Raw genomic sequence first — 19,970 nt, 5'->3', positions numbered from 1 at the left:
TCTTTCTCAATTAGATAAACATATTTTTATGATCTTTAAGAAAGCACTTTTCGTTATTCTAAGTTTCTCTTTAAGCATTTTCAGTCTTAATTCCTGCAAAAATAATTCTGATGAAAAGAAAGCATCAGAAGACCAGAATAAACGCCCAAATATCGTCTTTATAATGACCGATGATCATGCGGCCCAGGCAATTAGTGCTTATGGTCATCCGGTAAGTCAGCTAGCCCCGACACCTAATATTGATCGCATTGCCGAAAATGGAGTGAAATTCAATAATAATTTTTGCACAAATTCTATTTGTGGCCCAAGTCGGGCAGTAATCTTAACAGGAAAGCACAGTCACGAAAATGGGTTCAGGATGAATGGAGAGGTATTTGATGGTTCTCAACCCACCCTTCCCAAGTTTCTTAAAGAGGTTGGCTACGCAACCGCCCTGGTAGGCAAATGGCATCTTCACGGTTTACCCGAAGGTTTCGATCATTGGAATATTCTTGTAGATCAGGGGAATTACTATAACCCAGATTTTATTAAAGGAAAAGATACCACAAGAATTGAAGGCTATGCTACCGATATTATTACCAAAATGGGCTTAGACTGGTTAAAAAATAACCGCTCTGAAGAAAAACCATTTATGCTCATGGTTCAACATAAAGCGCCACATAGAAACTGGATGCCTGCACTTAGGCATTTAAATAAATATGATTCTACTGAATTTCCTCTACCCAATAGTTACTTTTCTGATCACAAGGGCCAGGTAGCAGCACAACAGCAACAGCAAACTATTTATGAGGATATGTATGAAGGTCATGACTTAAAGATGAGCGTAGAAAAAGGCAGCGACTCCTTAAGACATAATCCCTGGAAAACAGATTTTGAAAGAATGACAAAAGAACAACGGGATACCTGGAACAAAGCTTATCGGCCTAAAAATGATGCCTTTCACGATGCTAATCTATCCGGTAAAGAACTTGCCAAATGGAAAGGGCAACGTTACCTTCAGGACTATTTAGCAACCGTTGCTTCTGTAGACGAAGGGGTTGGGGAAATCTTAGATTATCTTGAGGAAAGCGGCTTAGACGAAAATACTTTGATTGTTTACACCACAGATCAGGGGTTTTATCTCGGGGAAAAAGGATTCTTTGACAAACGTTTTATGTATGAAGAGTCTTTAGCAATGCCGATGCTAATGCAGTTGCCCGGCGAAATTGAAGCCGGCAGCGAAATTGATGCACTTACTCAGAACATAGATTTTGCACCCACTTTCCTGGACTTTGCCAATGCTGAAATTCCACAAGATATGCATGGAAAATCTTTAAGGCCTTTAATAAATAATTCAGTTACAGATGAAGATTTTAGAAATGCAATTTATTATCATTACTACGATTTTCCGGCCTTTCATATGGTGAAAAGGCATTACGGTATCAGAACTGATCGTTTTAAACTGATGCATTTTTATGATGACATAGATGAATGGGAAATGTACGATCTCAAGGAAGATCCTCAAGAAATGAATAATATTTACAATCACCCTGATTATGCCGAAGTAAGAGAACAGTTGCATTCAAGCCTGGATTCCCTTCAGCAGAAATATAATGTAACAGAAGAAGAATTTGCCACTACCCCTGAAGAAAAGGTGGAACAGGCTTACCGAAATTTTGCAAGATTGGCTGGCGAAGATCCAGAAGAGGAGTAGTCTTTAAGCTGAAAATCCACCGAAGTATTTTAGAAAAATTAAGAACCTCGGGGCAAGCCCACGAGATCTGAATTGGAAAACTATTTTATAATTTCGAGGCAAGCCCGCCTGAATGATTCGGGCAGGCCTCGGGGAATTAAACCCTCAATGAGGGATTAAATTGAAAAACATTTAATTTTTTCAATTAACAAGTATTTATTCCTAAATATTGGATTTTTTCCTATTTTTGAACCAAACTTCGAAACCATGATGTTTGATCGAATTAAGGAAAAACTGGAAATTCTTGCCGATGCTGCGAAATATGATGTTTCCTGCTCCAGCAGTGGTAGTAAACGCTCTAATAAAAATAAAGGCCTGGGGAATTCTGACGGAATGGGAATTTGCCATTCCTATACAGAAGATGGGCGTTGTGTTTCCCTGCTCAAGATACTGCTTACCAATTATTGTATTTTTGATTGCGCCTATTGTGTAACCCGCAGAAGCAATGACATAAAACGAGCTGCATTTAAAGTGCAGGAAGTAGTAGATCTCACCATCAATTTCTATCGACGCAATTATATTGAAGGCTTATTTCTAAGTTCAGGGATTTTTAAAGATGCTGATTTCACAATGGAGCGTCTTATAAAAGTAGCAAAGAAATTGCGTTTGGAAGAAAATTTTAACGGCTATATTCATTTAAAATCTATTCCAGGCGCCAGTGATGAGTTGATGTACGAAGCCGGGCTTTATGCCGATAGGTTAAGCGTAAATATTGAAATTCCTACGGTTTCCGGATTAAAGAAACTGGCTCCCGAAAAAGACCACGCCGATTTCATAAAGCCAATGGAGAAGGTGAAAAATGAAATAATTCAATATAAATCAGAGAAAAAATTAATCAAAAACACACCAAAATATGCACCTGCCGGCCAGAGCACTCAAATGATCGTGGGCGCAACAGGAGAAAGTGACCGGGAGATCATGCTTTCTGCAAATCATTATTATACAAATTATAATATGAAGCGGGTTTATTATTCCGGTTATGTTCCAATTCGAAGCGACCCAAGATTACCTTCCCTGGGTTCCCAGGTTCCCATGCTAAGGGAAAACCGGCTTTATCAAACCGATTGGTTAATGCGATTTTATGGTTTTAATGTGAACGAATTACTAAACCAGCAGTTTCCAAATTTAGATGTTGAAGTTGATCCAAAATTGAGCTGGGCCTTAAGGAACCCGCAGCATTTTCCGGTAGATATTAATCGCGCCGAAAAAGAAACCCTATTAAGAATTCCAGGTGTAGGTTTAAAATCGGTGAGCAAGATCTTAAACGCTAGAAAATACCGGAAGTTAAATCACGATCATTTAAAAGCCATTGGCGTTTCACTTAACCGGGCGAAGTATTTTATAATTTGTGATTCCCGAGGCTGGGAAACCCGTGATTTGGGATCGGCAAAAATCAAATCACTTATTCTTCGAAATTCTGTTGGGAAATTCAGAAAAGAATATAGCAGTCAATTAAGTCTATTTTAGATGCAGGCTACAGCTTCACTAAATTACGACGGTACTTTTAACGGCCTTCTCACCTGCATTTTTTTAAGCTATGAGGAAAAATTAGAGGTAATCGCAATAAATCCTCCAGATGCGAATAAAGGAGATTTCTTTAGTGAAATTCTTGAAGTTATAACAGATAAATCAAAGGCAAACCGGGTTTTGAAGGCTTTTAAATCTTATGTTTCAGCTCGTGGTGCAAATTCAGTGTATAACGCCTATTTAAGTGAAGAACCCGGCATTGAATTGGAAATTCTGAAGTATTTTCAGTACACATTTAAGCATAAAAACAATGTAGATGGAGATTTTACGAATCCTCACGTTCTAAAAATTGCACAAACTGCCAAAAAGGTAAGACGGGAAAAACACCGAATGGAAGCTTTTGTAAGATTTCAACTTACTAAAGACAATATCTATTTTGCAACGATTGCGCCCGATTTTAATGTGCTTCCTCTTATAAACAAACATTTTACTTCCAGGTACAGTGACCAACATTGGATTATTTATGACACCACGCGTAAATTTGGGCTATATTACGATCTCCACAAAACAGAGATTATCAGCTTTGATTTTTCTATAAATACAGATAAAGCTGAAGCAAATCAATATATTTTTAATGATTTTGAAATGGACTTTCAGGAATTATGGAAAAAATATTTTGAAGCTACAACCATTAGATCCCGCATAAACACAAGGCTTCATCACCAACATTTACCTAAACGATATTGGAAGTATTTGATTGAAAAGAATCCCTTGCATAATTAAAAAATAGTTTAAATTTGCTGATTCAACTAATCAAACATATTCTAAAATGAAAAAATTATTTTTACTTTTTGCTGTTGCAACAATGTCTCTTTCTATCTATTCTTGTAGAGAAACTACTGAAGAAAAAACAGAAGACGCTATGGAGTCTGCTGGTGAAGATATTGAAAACGCTGCAGACGAAGCAGGAAATGAAATGGAAGAAGCAGGTGAAGAAATGCACGAAGAAATGCACGAAGACGATAATATGTAATCGTTTCTTTCAAAGAAATTTTAAAGCTGCTTTTTTAATCGAAAGTGGCTTTTTTTAGTTTAAACCAAGATCAAATTATCATGAAAAAGTTTATATTTATTTTAGTTGCCGTTTTTACCCTGGGTTTATATTCCTGCCGTGAAACCACGAAAGAAAAAACGGAAGATGCCGTAGAGTCTTTTGGCAAAGACATTGAAGACAATGTGAATAAAGCCGGTGAAAAAGTTAAAGAAGGCGCCAAAAAAGTTGAAGAAGAAGCTAAAAAAGTTGGAAAAGAAATCGATGAAGAGATTCACGAAGACGATAATTAATCGGCAATTTCTTTATTAAAATTAACTAAGGCTGTTTTGTTTTTACGTCACCCTGAACGTGTTTCAGAGCCTGTCCCGATTTTATCGGGGGTTTAAGCCCCTATTTTAGACGGCAGTGTAAAACAGCACAGCCTTATTTTTTACGTTCTATCACATAATTCACCATAAGCTCCAGGGATTCCCTATATGGAGAATTTGGATAATCTTCTAAAATCACCATGGCCTCCTGCTGAAATTCTTCCATGCGCTTTACCGCATAGTCCAGGCCGCCTTTATCCTTTACAAACTGAATCACCTCCTTTACCCGCTTCCTGTCTTTATTGTGGTTTTTAACCGAATTAATTACCCAGTCTTTTTCCTTTTTGGTCGAATTATTTAAGGCGTAAATTAGAGGCAAAGTCATTTTTTGCTCCTTAATATCAATACCGGTGGGCTTTCCTATTTGTTCATCGCCATAATCAAAAAGATCATCTTTTATTTGGAAAGCCATCCCAATCAATTCGCCAAAGCGTCTCATTTTGGCAGTCTCATCAGAATCAGGTTTAACCGAAGCAGCTCCCAAACTGCAACAAGCTGCGATAAGCGTAGCCGTTTTTTGCCGAATAATCTCGTAATAAACGGTTTCAGTAATATCTAAACGCCTGGCCTTTTCTATTTGCAGCAATTCGCCTTCGCTCATCTCGCGAACGGCTACTGAAATAATTTTCAGCAGGTCAAAATCATTATTATCTATAGAAAGCAGCAGACCTTTAGAAAGCAAATAATCGCCCACCAGAACTGCAATCTTATTTTTCCATAAAGCATTTATGCTGAAGAACCCGCGTCGGCGGTTAGAATCATCCACAACATCATCATGCACCAGTGTAGCGGTGTGAATAAGCTCTATAACTGAAGCCCCGCGATAGGTACGCTCGTTCACGCTACCGTCTGAAACCATCTTTGCCACCAGGAAAACAAACATAGGCCGCATCTGCTTCCCCTTGCGATTCACAATGTAATGGGTGATCCTGTTAAGTAATGCCACTTTAGAAGACATGGCTTCCAGGAACTTTTTTTCAAAAAGTTCCATCTCTTTCTCAACCGGGAGTTTTATTTGGGAAATTACTTTCATTAAGCCACCAAAGATAATTATTTATAGAGAATATTCAGCGGTGGTTTTTCTATCAAAATAAGGAAGTTGAAGACAAGCAAATCAAGTATAAAAAACAATTTTAAATCTTCCTGTTAAGCCATATAGAATTACCCTTAATGAGGGAAGTTAAGCCGATTTATTAGCCAACTGACCACAAGCAGCATCTATATCTTTTCCGCGGGAACGCCTTACGGTAACAGTGATCCCGTTGCGCTCCAAAATTTGCTGATACATATCTGTAGCCTTAGAAGAGGCTTGCTGGAAGTTCCCGTCGTCTATAGGGTTGTATTCAATTAAATTCACCTTACACGGCACATAATTACAAAATCGTACCAGGGCTTCGGCATCTTTGCGGGTATCGTTAATATCTTTCCACACAATGTACTCGTAAGTGATTCGGCTTTTGGTTTTAGAATACCAGTATTCCAAAGCTTCCCGAAGATCGGCTAAGGGAAAAGTTTCATTAAAAGGCATTATTTGCGTTCTCACCTCGTCTATTGCCGAGTGAAGAGAAACAGCAAGTTTAATTTTGGCTTCATCATCGGCCAGTTTCTTGATCATTTTTGGCACACCTGAAGTAGAAATGGTAATCCGTTTTGGGGACATCCCCAAACCTTCGGGTGAAGTAATCTTTTCTACCGCTTTCATCACGTTATTATAGTTCATAAGCGGTTCACCCATTCCCATAAAAACGATATTGCTAAGCGGCCGGTCAAAATACAAACGGCTTTCGTTATCTATTGCAACCACCTGATCGTAAATCTCATCGGGATTCAGGTTTCGCATTCTTTTTAATTTTGCGGTGGCACAAAACTGGCAATCTAAACTGCAGCCCACCTGCGAGGAAACACAAGCCGTCGTCCTGCTAGCCGTAGGAATCAAAACCGATTCAACCGTGAGTTGATCGTGCAGTTTCACGGCATTTTTAATCGTGCCATCGCTACTGCGCTGCATCCGGTCTACCCGAATATGATTGATCACAAAATTCTCGTCCAGCATTTCACGGGTAGCTTTAGAAATGTTGGTCATCGCATCAAAACTGTGCGCGCCTTTATTCCAAAGCCATTCGTATACCTGACTTCCGCGGAAAGATTTATCGCCATTGGCTACAAAAAATTCCTGTAGTTGTACTTTGGTAAGTGCCCGTATGTCTTTCTTCTTATTTTTCACGCTGCAAAAGTATGAAGAATTAAAGGATTTTTAAGTTAAGCTGAAGCTAAGTGTTTTAATCCCCCCATTGAGGGTTTAATTCCCCGAGGTTCTTGAATTTCTGGCGCTAAGCAAAATTAATGTTTCATTTTTCGGAACTTAATAAATTTACCCTTAACATACCTATCTTCCTGCGAGGTTTTTTTATACCTCGCAGGTATGTGAATTAAATAAACCTACAAGGTTTCTAAGCCTTACAGGAGTAGCTTCTGTTCTAAAGCAATATCACAATAAAAAAGCCACAACCTATTTTTATAAGTTGTGGCTTTTATAATTTAAAACTTTTTGGAATTAGATGATCAACATCGCATCTCCATAAGTATAGAAACGATATTTTTCCTTTACCGCTTCTTCGTAAGCACGCTTCATAAAATCGTGACCGGCAAAAGCCGAGATCATCATAAGAAGCGTAGATTTCGGCGTATGGAAATTAGTCACCATACAATTCGCAATACTAAAATCGTAAGGAGGAAAGATAAATTTATTGGTCCACCCACCAAATTCGTTTAAAGTATGGTTTGAAGAAACCGCGCTTTCCAACACACGCATTACGGTTGTACCTACGGCACAAACACGTCTGTTTTCCAGTTTTGCTTTGTTTATAGTTTGGGTAGCTTTCTTTTCAATAAAAGCTTCTTCGCTGTCCATTTTATGTTTGCTAAGATCTTCTACCTCAACCGGGCTAAAAGTTCCCAAACCAACGTGAAGGGTAACTTCAGCAAAATCTACTCCTTTTATTTCCAAACGCTTTAAAAGGTGCTTAGAAAAGTGAAGTCCGGCAGTTGGTGCCGCTACAGCTCCTTCTTCTTTCGCGTATATTGTTTGGTAACGTTCCTGATCTTCAGGTTCCACATCACGCTTTATATATTTTGGAAGCGGGGTTTCCCCAAGTTCCTTAAGTTTCTTTCTGAAATCTTCGTAAGAACCGTCGTAAAGAAAACGAAGGGTTCTTCCCCGAGAAGTAGTGTTATCTATAACTTCAGCCACTAAACTTTCGTCATCCCCAAAATAAAGTTTATTCCCGATTCTAATTTTTCTTGCAGGATCTACAAGAACATCCCAAAGTTTTGTTTCAGGATTTAACTCTCTTAAAAGAAATACTTCGATTCTCGCACCGGTTTTTTCTTTATTACCATATAAACGTGCCGGAAATACTTTGGTATTGTTCAATACCATAACATCTTCAGGCTCGAAGTAATCAAGAATATCTTTAAATTGTTTATGTTCAATTGTTTGTTCTTTTCGGTTAAGAACCATAAGCCTGGCTTCGTCCCTGTTCTCTGAAGGGTACTCTGCCAGAAGTTCATCCGGAAGCTCAAAATTGAAGTGTGAAAGTTTCATTCCCATAATTGCATTTTTAGAAGCCGCAAATATACAATCTCAAGGTAGGGGTTGTCAAGTATTTAACGGTTTATTTAAAAAAAGCTTTTAAATTGAAGTTTTTTCAATCTCGAAACTGAGTTTTTCAAAATCTTCCCAAAAGCCAGGATAGGATTTTGAAACCACTTCTGCATCTTCAATTTCAAAAGGAATTTTAAGTCCCAGTGGTGCGAAAGCCATCGCCATACGGTGATCGTTATAAGTTCCTACTGAAACATTTTCTGCAAAATCTTTCTGCGGAAGAAGCTTCAGGCTGTTTTGAGTGACTTTTACCTTACTACCAAATTTTTCAATTTCGGTTTTTAAAGCTTCCAATCTATCGGTCTCCTTAATTTTCAAGGTGTGCAAGCCGGTTAAATGGCAAGGTACATTTAAAGCCAAACAAGTAACCGCTATGGTCTGGGCGATATCAGGTGAATTTTGAAGGTTTTCTTCAATATGTTTTGGTTTACTACCAGGACGCTTCTCAAGGATAATATGATCTCCTTCAAATTTAGTACTCACCCCAAATTGCTTATAGATTTCAGCCAGGCAGGAGTCTCCCTGCAAACTGGTTTTCCTATACGTGCTTAATTTAAGATCGGCTGTTTCGCTTATCGCGGCCAGACTATAATAGTAAGAAGCCGAACTCCAATCTGATTCTACCGCCAAAGTTTGACTTTCTACTTCTGGAATAGCTTCAATTTTGATAGTATTTCCTTCAAAATTTCCTTTAATTCCCGCGCGTTGCAGGATCTCTAAAGTCATTTTAATATAAGGCGTAGAAGTAATTTGTCCTTTCAGATTAATTTCGAGTCCATTAGGCAGCGCAGGTGCAATAAGCATTAATGCAGAAATATACTGACTGCTAATATTAGCTTGCAATGAAACATGATTAGCGATAAGCTTTTTTCCTTTAATTCTTATTGGTGGGTAGCCATCGTTCTGTTCGTAAGAAATATCGGCTCCCATTTGTGTTAGCGCATCTACCAAAAGTTTAACAGGACGCTCGGTCATTCTTTTACTTCCGGTTAAAACCACTTCCCGGCCTTCTTGAGCCGAAAAATAAGCTGTTAAAAATCGCATTGCCGTCCCGGCGTGATGGATATCTACTAATTCCTCATCACTTTGCAGGGCTTTTTGCAAATAATGGGTATCGTCACTATTAGAAAGGTTACTGATTTTTAAATCTGGATATAAAGCCTGCAAAATCAGTAAGCGATTGGATTCACTTTTAGAGCCGGTAATTTTAATATTTCCGGCCAGATGCTTTTTGGTATTTGAAATCTTTAAATTCATTAATTTGCTATATTAATTTTTAGCATCTCTCTTTTGTTTTCCTCTAAACTGCCCAAACGCAATAATAAAACCATAAGCAAAAGCGGCAAGTAGTTGTCCCGCAATAAAGCGAAATAACTTCCCATCTTCTGTACGTTCAGTAAAAAAGGCTTTAAAATGAAATCCGCCGTATTCAAACAGCATACTTACAACATCATATACAATCAGGAAGCCAATGCCAAGGAATAAAACCGATTTCCAGAAGGCTCTTTGCGAAATCATCTCTTTGAACTTCATTATTTTAACTTTTCGTTATTATGATGCCTGTCGTGATCTCTTTTTGTTTTTATATCCAGCTTTTTATCAAAAGCTTCCTGAAGATCAACCCCGGTTTGGTTAGCAAGACACAGCACCACAAACATCACATCTGCCAGCTCTTCTCCCAAATCCTTTTCTTTATCTGATTCTTTTTCGCTTTGTTCCCCATACCGGCGTGCAATTATCCTGGCAACCTCGCCTACTTCTTCGGTAAGTTGCGCCATATTGGTAAGCTCATTAAAATAACGAACTCCATGTTCTTTTATCCAATCGTCTACAGCCTTTTGAGCGTTTTCTATGTTCATTTTTATTCCCTTTGTTTTGAATCTATAATAATTGTCACCGGCCCATCATTGAGTAGCTCCACCTTCATATCGGCACCAAATTCTCCGGTTCCTACCGGCTTTCCTAAAGTTTCTTCCAGTTTTTCGACGAATTTCTCGTAAAGTGGAACCGCAACATCAGGTTTTGCAGCTTTTATAAAACTAGGCCTATTTCCCTTTTTGGTGGAAGCGTGTAAGGTAAATTGACTAACCACTATGGCGTCACCGTTCACATCTAATAAGGAAAGGTTCATCGCGTCATTTTCATCATTAAAAATGCGAATTTTTACAATTTTATTGCAGAGCCAATCTATATCTTCCTGATCATCCTCATTCTCGATGCCCAATAAAATCAATAAACCGGTACGCATTACAGCATTAATTTCGTGGTTTATTTGTACTGAAGCTTTAGAAACCCGCTGTAAAACTACTCTCATTTTTTTGGATAAATATCTGTCCTGTAATTGTCTTCTTCTCCTTCTAAAATCTGCAAATAACTTTTATAACGGCTCCAGGCGATCTCGCCATCTTCCAACGCATCTTTTACCGCGCATTGCGGCTCTTCCAGGTGCAGACAATTATGAAATTTGCAATCCTGCTTCATCTTAAAAAACTCAGGGAAATAATTTCCCAACTCTTCCTTTTCTATTTCTACCACGCCAAAACCTTTAATTCCGGGGGTATCAATTATTCTGGCATCAAAATTAAGGTCGAACATTTCAGCAAAAGTGGTGGTATGTTGGCCTTGTTTATGCTGTTCAGAAATTTGGGAAGTTTTTAAATTTAAACCGGGTTCAATTGCATTGATCAAAGTAGATTTTCCGGTACCGCTATGGCCGGCAAACATACTGGTTTTGCCCAGCATCATTTCCTTCACCTTATCTACATTTTTTCCGGTGGTGGCAGAAATTCCTATACAATCATATCCTGCATTTCTGTATATAGCTGCAAGATATTTAATCTCTACCAGCTCATCTTCGTTATAGGTATCTACCTTATTAAAAAGTAAAACCGCTTTCACGTGATAAGCTTCCGCAGTAACCAGAAATCGGTCTATAAAAGTGGTAAGTGTAGGCGGATTATTTAGTGTGATAAGTAAAAAAACCTGGTCTATATTGGCTGCAATAATATGGGTTTGCTTAGAAAGGTTAACCGATTTACGAATAATGTAGTTTTCGCGCTTATCGATCTTCTTGATCACTCCCTGCTCTGCACCTTCCTTGTCTTCAATATCAAATTCCACGCGGTCACCCACTGCAACCGGGTTGGTGCTTTTAATACCTTTAATCCGGAATTTTCCTTTAATACGGCAATCGTAAAACTTTCCGGCTTCACTTTTCACCTGGTACCAGCTTCCGGTAGATTTATAAACGGTTCCTTTCATTCACATTATGGTTTTTTAAGCGGCTGTTTGAAAAAAAATTTATTTCGTCATCTATTCGTCATCCTGAACTCGTTTCAGGATCTAGGTTGTCTATATATTAGATCCTGAAATAAATTCAGGATGACGTCCATTAATTAATCTCCAAACAGCCACTTTGCTAAAATAGCAAATGCAGCATTCACTACTCGCTTTTAAACCAAAAATCATGAAAAACAAGGCTTATTATGCTTTCATAATTTTTTCCTGGTGGTTAATGGATTCCTGGTGAACCGCTTTGAATAAACGCAGAATAAATTCTTCGCTTAAGCCGTGTTGTTCTCCTTCCAGAACCATATTTCCAAGAATTTCGTTCCATCTTTTAGTTTGTAAAACCGAAACGTTCTGTGATTTTTTCACCCTACCAATTTCATCTGAAATTTTCATTCTTTTTGAAAGCAGGTCGATCAATTGGTTATCGGCTACGTCAATTTTAGCTCTTAAAGTGTTCAATTTATTCTTAAAATCTTCACTTTCTGAAACCTCTTTTCTAATCTTCAAATCTTTCATAATCTGAACAAGTGCTGCGGGGGTGATTTGCTGTGCTGCATCACTCCAGGCATCATCAGGAGTGTGGTGGGTCTCAACCATAAGGCCGTCGTAATTGAGGTCTAAGGCTGTTTGGCAAAGATCAAAAATAATATCCCTACGTCCCGCGATATGCGAAGGATCTAAAATTAGCGGAAGATCCGGGAATTTATTCTGAAGCTCAATTGCGATTTGCCATTCAGGGTTATTCCTGTATTTGGTCTTTTCGTAAGCTGAAAATCCACGGTGAATCACTCCTAAATTTTTGATATCGGCAGTATGAAATCTTTCTACCGCACCTAACCAAAGGGAAAGATCTGGATTTACCGGGTTTTTAACCAATACCGTTTTGTCAGTTCCTTTAAGTGCATCAGCAATATCCTGAACGATAAACGGTGAAACCGTAGTTCTGGCACCAATCCAAAGAATATCAACATCATTTTCCATAGCAAGGTCTACGTGGTTCGCATTCGCGACTTCAGTAGTGGTCAACATCCCGGTTTCTTCTTTGGCTTTTTTCAACCATTTTAAACCAAGCGCACCAACACCTTCAAAATTTCCGGGTCTTGTTCTTGGTTTCCAGATTCCGGCACGTAAAACCGTGGCGTCTGTATCTTTTAATTGATGAGCGATCTTTAAAACCTGCTCTTCGGTTTCAGCGCTACAGGGGCCTGCGATTACCAGTGGATGATCTAATCCAAAATCGTCCAGCCAGTTTCTTAGTTCTTTCTTGTTTTCCATAATTTAAAATTTAATCCTAATTTTTAGTTTATTCCGTTTAAAATTGATTTGATATGATTGGTGCGTTGCATTTCGTTATATACCTCCTGAAAATCGTCTTTTTCCAGCAATTCTTTAAAATGCGTAAGGTTATTGATGTATTCATTTAAAGTCTCCAGCACATTCTCTTTATTCTCCTGAAAAATGGGCGACCACATTGCCGGCGAACTTTTGGCAAGCCTTACTGTGGAAGCAAATCCACTGCCCGCCAGATCGAAAATATCCCGCTCGTTACGTTCTTTTTCCAGCACTGTTTTTCCTAGCATAAAGGAACTTATATGCGATAAATGCGAAACATAAGCAATATGCCTGTCGTGAGAAACAGGATCCATATACCTGATGCGCATTCCCAGTTTTTGAAAAATATCCAGCGCCCTTTCCTGAAGTTTAAATGCTGTTTTTTCTACTTCACAGATAATATTTGTTTTATCCCTGTACAAATTAGGGATCGCTGCTTCAGGGCCGGAAAATTCGGTTCCTGCAATAGGATGAGCCGCTAAAAAATTTCTCCGGTTTTTATGATTTGCAATTTCTTTACAAAGTCTCGATTTTGTAGAACCGGCATCAAAAACCAGGGTATTTTCCTTAACCAGGTCTAAAACTTCTGTCACTACTTTATTCGCAACATCTACCGGAACTGCCACCAAAACAACATCAGCGTGCTCAACATCTTCAATTTTCGCCGGGTGATCTATAATCCCAAGTTCCTGCGCCTTCTTCAAATTCTTTTCATCAGCATCGCTCCCGTAGATTTCCGCTTCGGGAAAAGCCGATTTGATATCCAGCGCAAACGAACCGCCTATAAGTCCTATTCCTATTATTTGAACTTTCATGAGGTAACTCTTTTTATAGCCCTGTTAATATTTTCTTCGGTTGCACAAAGTGAAAACCGAATATAACCTTTCCCGTTACTTCCAAAAATAAATCCCGGAGCGGTAAAAATGTGGTATTTATTAAGTAAAAAATCTACAAAAGCTTCTGCATTTGTTCCCTTCGGAACCTTTGCCCAAACAAACATCCCGGTTTGGTCTTTTTCGGGTTCGCATTGCAAAGCTTCAGCTAGTTCCAGCACTTTTTCTTTTCGGCTGTGATAAATTTCATTTTGAGCAGAAAACCAATCTCCGTTTAATCTTAAAGCAGCAGCTGCTCCGGCCTGAAGCGGATAAAACATCCCGCTATCCATATTGGTTTTTACTTTCAGTACAGTGTTCAGGTTTTTCTCGCTTCCGCAGAGCATTCCTATTCGCCAACCTGCCATATTAAAGCTTTTGCTTAAAGAATTCAGTTCCAAAACCATGTCTTTAGCACCTTCAGCTTTTAAAATACTTTTAGGATGCTCGTTTAAAATAAAACTATACGGATTATCGTTTACGATCAAAATTTTATGTGCTTTGGCAAAAGCTACCAGTTCTTCAAAAAGACTATCATTTGCCGAAGCGCCGGTAGGCATATGCGGATAGTTAACCCACATTAACTTCACCTTACTCAAATCTTTTTTAGCCAGTTCTTCTAAATTCGGCAACCAGTTTCCTTCGGCATTTAAGTCGTAGTAAACCGCTTTAGCACCCACCAATTCGGTAACCGAAGAATAGGTTGGATAGCCGGGATTTGGAATAAGCACCTCATCGCCTTCATTTAAAAAAGCCATAGAAATATGCGTGATCCCCTCTTTGCTACCCATAAGTGGCAGAATTTCAGTCTCGGCATCGAGGGCAACCTGGTAATGATTTTGATAAAATTCGGCTATAGCATTCCTAAAATCGGCGGTACCTTTATATGGCTGATATTGGTGCGCCCCGGTGTTTACCAAAGCTTCATTTAAAGCCGAAATCACTTGTGGCGGTGGCGGCAAATCCGGGCTACCAATGCCAAGGTTAATAATATCTTTCCCGGCAGCTGCCATTGCACGCACTTCCTTCAATTTTGAAGAAAAGTAGTACTCTTTTACGTGGTTCAACCTTTTGGCCTGCTCTATCATTACAAACTGTTTTTGTAGGTTCCTAAAATTGTTAATCGCTCGGTCATCACTTCCAGAATATCCATCGCTTTTTGAAATTCTGCATAATCGTCAAAGATTACATCGATAAAAAATGAATATTTCCACGGAAATTCTATAATAGGCATACTCTGTATCTTGGTCATATCCAGGTTAAAATCCCTCAGGATATTTAAAACCGAAACCAGGCTGCCGCGTTTGCTTTCCAGTTCAAATTTTAAAGAAGCCTTATCTATTTTATCGCCATTTGGCTCCTTCTTTTTGGTGCTTATAATTAAAAATCGCGTTGCATTGCTTTTCTTGGTATGGATGCTTTCGGCCAAAATTTCAAGTCCGAATAACTGGGCTGCCGCTTTACTGGCGACCGCGGCAACTTTGGTACTTCCTTTTTCTGAAATCCTTCTTGCTACTTCAGCAGTATCGGTATCTTCAATCAATTTAATATGCGGATGCTTTTTAAAGAATTCCTTGCACTGCAAAAGTGCCATAGGGTGCGAATATACTTTCTTGATGTTTTCTATCTTTTGCCCTGGCATCGCCATAAAATTCATATCAATAGGAATGTAATGCTCCCCAACCACCTTTAAATTATTTTCATCTATCAGGGCGTAATTTGGTAAAATAGACCCGGCAATAGAATTTTCTATAGCCATCACACCTTCGGTAGCTTCGCCTTTCAAAAGGCTTTTAGTGAGTTGGGCAAAAGACATACATTCTAAAACCTCAACATCATTGTGGTAATACTCCTGGGCCACCAAATGATGAAATGAACCCTGTACACCCTGAATTGCAATAATTTTATCCATTAATTTTTTATAATAAATCCCACTTAGCAGATTAATATTCTGAAGTGAAGCCAACACACATTAAGTTGAAAAAACAAAACATTTAAACTCTGAGGCCACACATATTAAATCTCACTTAGTGAGCAAAAAAAAAGTCCCGATTTTATCGGGACTTTTTTATATAATTTTTTACTTAATTACATAGCATTCCCGTTCCTATCTCTGAAATAGAAATAAAAAAAATAGAATGCGTTCCAGCTAATTAAGTGATTCATTGTTTTTTTGTTACGGGGCTAAAGTAGAATATAATTCCTTAATGAAAAACCCTTTTTTAGGTTTTTTTAAGCTTCCTCAAGCTTTTTGCAGACTTGATTTTTTTTCTATAGAATCATCGAAATATTTCTAATGAGTTTCAAAATAAGTACCCGGTAATTCCGAAATCTACAACAGGATTGCTTTTTCGAAACTGAATATTCCTAAATATGACCTATTTCCGGCGATATAAAGATCCTTACTTTTGAAAAAATGCTCGCTATGTCTATTCATGTTCAAGAAATTTCTAAATTTTACGGCGAACAAAAAGCGCTGGATGCCGTTTCATTTAAGTTGAACAAAGGGGAAATTGTGGGTTTTTTGGGACCAAACGGCGCCGGAAAATCTACTTTAATGAAAATTCCAATGGATATTTTAAAGTAGGTTAAAAAGAAAGAATCAATTATTAAAGACATTTTAGTAACTTTAACCTAAAACCAGTTAGTTATGAGAACTATAAAAATAGATATACCAAGTTCTTTAGATATGAAAGATTATGATCTTCTCATGATCCTTTCTACCAAGCTATATGAAGACTCCAGGTTGAGCTTAGGACAAGCTGCAAAAATGGCTGGTGTTTCTAAAAGGACATTTATAGAACTTTTAGGCAACTACGGGGTTTCTATTTTTAGTAATTCTATCTCCGATTTACACTCTGATATTTCCAATGCCTAGAACAGTCATTTCTGATACCAGTATTTTAATTCTTTTTTCCAGGATTAACCATCTTGAGCTGCTTAAAAAAGTATATTCTGAAGTTATTACTACTCCCGAAATTGCCGAAGAATTTGGTGAAGAACTTCCAAATTGGATTAAAGTACAACCGGTTTCAAATAAAGAATTTCAGGAAATTTTAGAATTACAATTAGATTTAGGCGAAGCAAGTGCAATAGCTTTGGCGAAAGAACTAAAAAACACTTTACTGCTATTGGATGATTTAAAAGCAAGGAAACTGGCAAATCGTCTAAATCTAAAAATCACAGGTACCCTGGGGATTATTCATAAAGCAAAACAACTAGGATTTATTGATAAAGTTAAACCGGTTATCCAAAAAATTTTAGATACAGACTTTCGAATTTCTCAAAATATAATTGAAGAGCTTTTGACTTTAAATAATGAGAATTGATAAGAATCAGTATTACGTGCTAAAAAACCATTAACACCCATTCTCCAACTTCCAGTCCCGACTCCACAACAATAATTCTTACTTTTGAAAAAATGCTTGCTATGTCTATTTATGTTGAAGGAATTTCTAAATTTTACGGTGAACAAAAAGCGCTGGATGCTGTTTCTTTTAAGTTGAACAAAGGGGAAATTGTGGGTTTTTTGGGACCAAACGGCGCTGGAAAATCTACTTTAATGAAAATCCTTACCGGTTATTTAGCTGCTTCTGAAGGAAAAGCTAAAGTAAACGGAATTTCCCTTGAAGACGATTTACATAAAATCCAGCAGCAAATTGGGTATTTACCCGAACACAACCCGCTATATACTGAAATGTATGTGCGAGAATATTTAGAATTCAACGCCAAAATTTACAAAACCGATAAATCGCGGATAGAAGAAGTTATTCAACTTACCGGCCTTAAACCTGAAGCTAATAAAAAAATAGAGCAACTTTCTAAAGGTTATCGCCAACGTGTTGGGCTGGCCACTGCCCTGCTCCACGACCCGGAAGTTTTAATTTTAGACGAACCTACCACTGGGCTGGACCCAAACCAATTGGTGGAGATAAGGAATCTCATTAAGAATATAGGGAAAGAAAAATCCGGTAAAACTATTTTTCTTTCTACTCATATTATGCAGGAAGTGGAAGCTATTTGCGACCGGGTGATTATTATCAATAAAGGAAAAGTTGTTGCCGATAAGCATTTAAAGGAATTACGCGAAGAAAATGAACAGGTGATTTTAGTGGAATTCGATTACCGGGTTGAACAAGTTGCCCTTCAGAAATTACCACATCTTCTTGCGGCTAAAAATGTAGGCGGATTTGCCTACGAACTCACTTTCGACACCAAAGAAGATATGCGCCCGGCAGTTTTTGATTTTGCCCACGACAACGGATTAAAGACACTTCAGCTAAATCAAAAAACCAGGAACCTGGAAAGTTTATTTGCTGAACTTACTCAAAAATAAGTCGGCCGGTGTAGTGTTCTTCTATATCTACTTCGGGTGGGCGGTTTTTGGAAATAATATCTCCGAACCCAAAAATATCCCCTCTTAAAGATTGCTGCGGATTGATGATTAATTTATTGGTTCCGCGGTGCAGAATATCGTAATGCTGCACGATAAAATCTCCTGCTTCCAGCCTTCCGTCTCCATTGGCAAAAAACAGGTTTACATTTTCGGCATTTCCGGTGAGGAAATAATTGGAAATATTATCGTTGGTAATTCTTAGATTTTCAACCTCCAGGTCAAGAATAAAATCGCCATTGGTGTGAATCTTCGGGTCGCGTTCCTGATTAAAAGATCGCAACCAAAGTTTTGGGAAATTAAGCGCACCAATACTTTCTATAGCACTTCCGCTGCTGTTTTGCAACCAGTTTAAGGTAGGTGTGGTCACAAAAATCCTGGTGACCTCATAATCCCGAAAAAGGTTGCAGGAATTTTCATTCCTGAGTTCTAGTCGGTTATCAACTACTTCAACAAAAACATTTTCCCTAAGATTTTCTCCGGTTTCAATCTTAACTTTATATTCATCGCCCTGTTCAATAAAGAGCTTAACACGCTCATAGACCATAATCTCTTCAAAAGCATCAACAATAAATTCTTCAGAAATAATTTCCCCGGAAGTTTTTATACAAGTGGGCGCTTCTTCATAATCACATCCCAAAAAGATAAAAATCAATATCGCTATGCATAAAATTCCTTTTTTCATAATCGATATCCTATTGAAAGTTCTACAGCTTCAGCATTGGCATAATGGGATCGCACGGTGAGCGAAGCCCAAAGATTCTCGGTAATTTTTCTTTGTAAACCAACCCGGTTATATAACTGATCTACAAAATGCTCATAAGGAAAATAGGCATAATATCCCAGGTGGGTGATCACCGATAATTTATTGAAATTTAACTGATGTCCAACAAAAATTCCAACGCGTTTTGAATCTTCATCGCCGGTAGTATTTCCGGAAGGAAAGGCTACGGACTGGTAATAAATACGTTCTTCCATTGCTTTTGAAAGGAAAAGCTCTGTTCCTGCCTGGAGAGTACTTTTATGATTCAGCACCTTATCGGCGTAAGCTGAAAAAGTCAAAAACGGGTATTGTTTAGACCCGATAATTCCCATGGTGTTTACCCCGCTCCGTAAAGCAAAATTTAGATGAACTGGCTCTGTATATTTTTCTTTAGGTCCTTTAGGAATATAATTTGGCTGGTTTTGATGATCCAGCACATAATTCACTCCCAGGTTAAAAGTAACAGTATTGGTGCTGGAATTTGGAGAAGTGAAATCGGCATTGGAATAGTGAATTAATGATAAGCCTGCCTGCATGCCCAAACCTTCAAAAATATTCTCTTTTTTATAATTCGCCATCAGGTAGGTAGAACTAAGCAAGCGCGAACCGTAGGCGTTATTTTTAAAATTATTATCGGGATGATATGGATTGGAAGCATAAGCAAGCCCCTGTCCTATTCTAAACATTAAATTGCGTTTGAACAGGTAGAAATTCATATGCGAGTAAAGTCCGTAATTCTCGCCCAAATCAGGATTTTTCAGATCCTGATAGGTAAGGGAAACTCCCACATCGGGATAGTTGTAGCGTTTTTCCCAATCTTCAAATCCGAAACTTTTTTTATTAAAACCAAGGATAAGCCCCGTAGGATGTCCGGTAATTAAATGGGCAATATCGGGACTATGCTCGGCAATGGTTCCGTAGAAATAACTGGCATCAAAAGAATAATAATTCTTCCCGGGTTCCTGGGCCGATATACTATCGAGGATAAAAAGAAAAATAAGGGCGGTAATTTTCTTCATTATCCGCAAATGTAG

The 19,970-nt window shown here is 38.2% G+C and carries 22 protein-coding genes and 1 pseudogene; 9 read left to right on the top strand and 14 right to left on the bottom strand.

From position 1 onward, the window contains the following. Window positions 1–28: 28 nt before the first annotated feature. The 5 genes from LB467_RS01545 (at window position 29) to LB467_RS01525 (ending at window position 4,543) form a co-directional block, all read left to right on the top strand. Entirely contained in the window at window positions 29–1,693 is a 1,665-nt protein-coding gene (locus tag LB467_RS01545) for a sulfatase family protein (RefSeq protein ID WP_224472275.1), read from the top strand. 246 nt (window positions 1,694–1,939) lie between these two features. Next, a complete protein-coding gene (locus tag LB467_RS01540) occupies window positions 1,940–3,199 on the top strand; it encodes a putative DNA modification/repair radical SAM protein (RefSeq protein WP_224472274.1) in 1,260 nt (419 codons plus the stop codon). Further along, window positions 3,200–3,982, top strand: coding sequence for a TIGR03915 family putative DNA repair protein (locus LB467_RS01535; protein WP_224472273.1), 783 nt, complete (start codon window positions 3,200–3,202; stop codon window positions 3,980–3,982). Window positions 3,983–4,028: 46 nt separating this feature from the next. Beyond that, window positions 4,029–4,232: a hypothetical protein gene (locus LB467_RS01530; RefSeq protein WP_224472272.1), complete on the top strand. Its 204-nt coding sequence runs from the start codon at window positions 4,029–4,031 to the stop codon at window positions 4,230–4,232. 80 nt (window positions 4,233–4,312) lie between these two features. Beyond that, window positions 4,313–4,543 carry a hypothetical protein gene (locus tag LB467_RS01525; RefSeq protein WP_224472271.1) on the top strand — a complete coding sequence of 77 codons (231 nt, stop codon included), beginning with the start codon at window positions 4,313–4,315 and terminating at the stop codon, window positions 4,541–4,543. A 133-nt stretch (window positions 4,544–4,676) separates the two neighbouring features. On the opposite strand, the gene LB467_RS01520 is transcribed toward LB467_RS01525, so the two are convergent. From LB467_RS01520 to LB467_RS01465, 12 genes are all read right to left on the bottom strand, one after another. Continuing rightward, complete coding sequence (locus LB467_RS01520) at window positions 4,677–5,654, bottom strand: polyprenyl synthetase family protein (RefSeq protein ID WP_224472270.1); 978 nt, start codon at window positions 5,652–5,654, stop codon at window positions 4,677–4,679. 147 nt (window positions 5,655–5,801) lie between these two features. Beyond that, complete coding sequence (gene rlmN / locus LB467_RS01515) at window positions 5,802–6,845, bottom strand: 23S rRNA (adenine(2503)-C(2))-methyltransferase RlmN (RefSeq protein WP_224472269.1); 1,044 nt, start codon at window positions 6,843–6,845, stop codon at window positions 5,802–5,804. A gap of 330 nt (window positions 6,846–7,175) precedes the next feature. After that, window positions 7,176–8,231 carry a tRNA preQ1(34) S-adenosylmethionine ribosyltransferase-isomerase QueA gene (gene queA / locus LB467_RS01510; protein ID WP_224472268.1) on the bottom strand — a complete coding sequence of 352 codons (1,056 nt, stop codon included), beginning with the start codon at window positions 8,229–8,231 and terminating at the stop codon, window positions 7,176–7,178. Between the two features lie 81 nt (window positions 8,232–8,312). Beyond that, window positions 8,313–9,542 carry a 3-phosphoshikimate 1-carboxyvinyltransferase gene (gene aroA, locus LB467_RS01505; RefSeq protein WP_224472267.1) on the bottom strand — a complete coding sequence of 410 codons (1,230 nt, stop codon included), beginning with the start codon at window positions 9,540–9,542 and terminating at the stop codon, window positions 8,313–8,315. 12 nt (window positions 9,543–9,554) lie between these two features. Then, window positions 9,555–9,818 (bottom strand): hypothetical protein, encoded by a 264-nt coding sequence (locus LB467_RS01500; protein WP_224472266.1) that lies wholly within the window; start codon window positions 9,816–9,818, stop codon window positions 9,555–9,557. Continuing rightward, the gene (locus LB467_RS01495) at window positions 9,818–10,144 is read right to left on the bottom strand and encodes a nucleotide pyrophosphohydrolase (RefSeq protein ID WP_079713370.1); all 327 of its coding nucleotides are present in this window, start codon (window positions 10,142–10,144) and stop codon (window positions 9,818–9,820) included. Before LB467_RS01495 ends, LB467_RS01500 begins: the two co-directional genes overlap by 1 nt. A 2-nt stretch (window positions 10,145–10,146) precedes the next feature. Continuing rightward, window positions 10,147–10,599, bottom strand: coding sequence for a D-aminoacyl-tRNA deacylase (gene dtd / locus LB467_RS01490; protein ID WP_224472265.1), 453 nt, complete (start codon window positions 10,597–10,599; stop codon window positions 10,147–10,149). Then, on the bottom strand, window positions 10,596–11,546 hold the full coding sequence (gene rsgA, locus LB467_RS01485) for a ribosome small subunit-dependent GTPase A (RefSeq protein ID WP_224472264.1): 951 nt from the start codon (window positions 11,544–11,546) through the stop codon (window positions 10,596–10,598). The genes dtd and rsgA overlap by 4 nt, the downstream gene beginning before the upstream one ends. A 222-nt stretch (window positions 11,547–11,768) precedes the next feature. Beyond that, the gene (locus LB467_RS01480) at window positions 11,769–12,851 is read right to left on the bottom strand and encodes a bifunctional 3-deoxy-7-phosphoheptulonate synthase/chorismate mutase type II (protein WP_224472263.1); all 1,083 of its coding nucleotides are present in this window, start codon (window positions 12,849–12,851) and stop codon (window positions 11,769–11,771) included. A 23-nt stretch (window positions 12,852–12,874) separates the two neighbouring features. Further along, window positions 12,875–13,723 carry a prephenate dehydrogenase gene (locus tag LB467_RS01475; protein WP_224472262.1) on the bottom strand — a complete coding sequence of 283 codons (849 nt, stop codon included), beginning with the start codon at window positions 13,721–13,723 and terminating at the stop codon, window positions 12,875–12,877. Then, entirely contained in the window at window positions 13,720–14,868 is a 1,149-nt protein-coding gene (locus LB467_RS01470) for a pyridoxal phosphate-dependent aminotransferase (RefSeq protein WP_224472261.1), read from the bottom strand. Before LB467_RS01470 ends, LB467_RS01475 begins: the two co-directional genes overlap by 4 nt. Then, window positions 14,868–15,692, bottom strand: coding sequence for a prephenate dehydratase (locus LB467_RS01465; RefSeq protein ID WP_224472260.1), 825 nt, complete (start codon window positions 15,690–15,692; stop codon window positions 14,868–14,870). The genes LB467_RS01470 and LB467_RS01465 overlap by 1 nt, the downstream gene beginning before the upstream one ends. A 513-nt stretch (window positions 15,693–16,205) precedes the next feature. Here LB467_RS01465 and LB467_RS01460 point away from each other — a divergent pair. The 4 genes and pseudogenes from LB467_RS01460 to gldA form a co-directional block, all read left to right on the top strand. Beyond that, a pseudogene (locus LB467_RS01460) lies at window positions 16,206–16,346 on the top strand (ATP-binding cassette domain-containing protein); the annotation flags it as partial. A gap of 84 nt (window positions 16,347–16,430) precedes the next feature. Further along, window positions 16,431–16,658, top strand: a complete 228-nt coding sequence (locus tag LB467_RS01455; RefSeq protein ID WP_224472259.1) for a UPF0175 family protein — start codon at window positions 16,431–16,433, stop codon at window positions 16,656–16,658. Beyond that, window positions 16,651–17,109, top strand: a complete 459-nt coding sequence (locus LB467_RS01450; RefSeq protein WP_224472258.1) for a DUF3368 domain-containing protein — start codon at window positions 16,651–16,653, stop codon at window positions 17,107–17,109. Before LB467_RS01455 ends, LB467_RS01450 begins: the two co-directional genes overlap by 8 nt. Window positions 17,110–17,210: 101 nt before the next feature. Continuing rightward, window positions 17,211–18,116, top strand: coding sequence for a gliding motility-associated ABC transporter ATP-binding subunit GldA (gldA, locus tag LB467_RS01445; protein WP_224472257.1), 906 nt, complete (start codon window positions 17,211–17,213; stop codon window positions 18,114–18,116). On the opposite strand, the gene LB467_RS01440 is transcribed toward gldA, so the two are convergent. Both LB467_RS01440 and LB467_RS01435 read right to left on the bottom strand, forming a co-directional pair. Beyond that, window positions 18,103–18,858 (bottom strand): head GIN domain-containing protein, encoded by a 756-nt coding sequence (locus LB467_RS01440; RefSeq protein WP_224472256.1) that lies wholly within the window; start codon window positions 18,856–18,858, stop codon window positions 18,103–18,105. The two genes, gldA and LB467_RS01440, sit on opposite strands and share 14 nt — an antisense overlap. Continuing rightward, entirely contained in the window at window positions 18,855–19,955 is a 1,101-nt protein-coding gene (locus LB467_RS01435) for an acyloxyacyl hydrolase (protein WP_224472255.1), read from the bottom strand. Before LB467_RS01435 ends, LB467_RS01440 begins: the two co-directional genes overlap by 4 nt. Window positions 19,956–19,970: the final 15 nt, after the last annotated feature.

This window comes from Salegentibacter tibetensis, from assembly GCF_020164485.1.
Classification (GTDB): Bacteria; Bacteroidota; Bacteroidia; order Flavobacteriales; family Flavobacteriaceae; genus Salegentibacter; species Salegentibacter tibetensis.
This window is presented reverse-complemented; position numbering and strand designations above follow the sequence as displayed.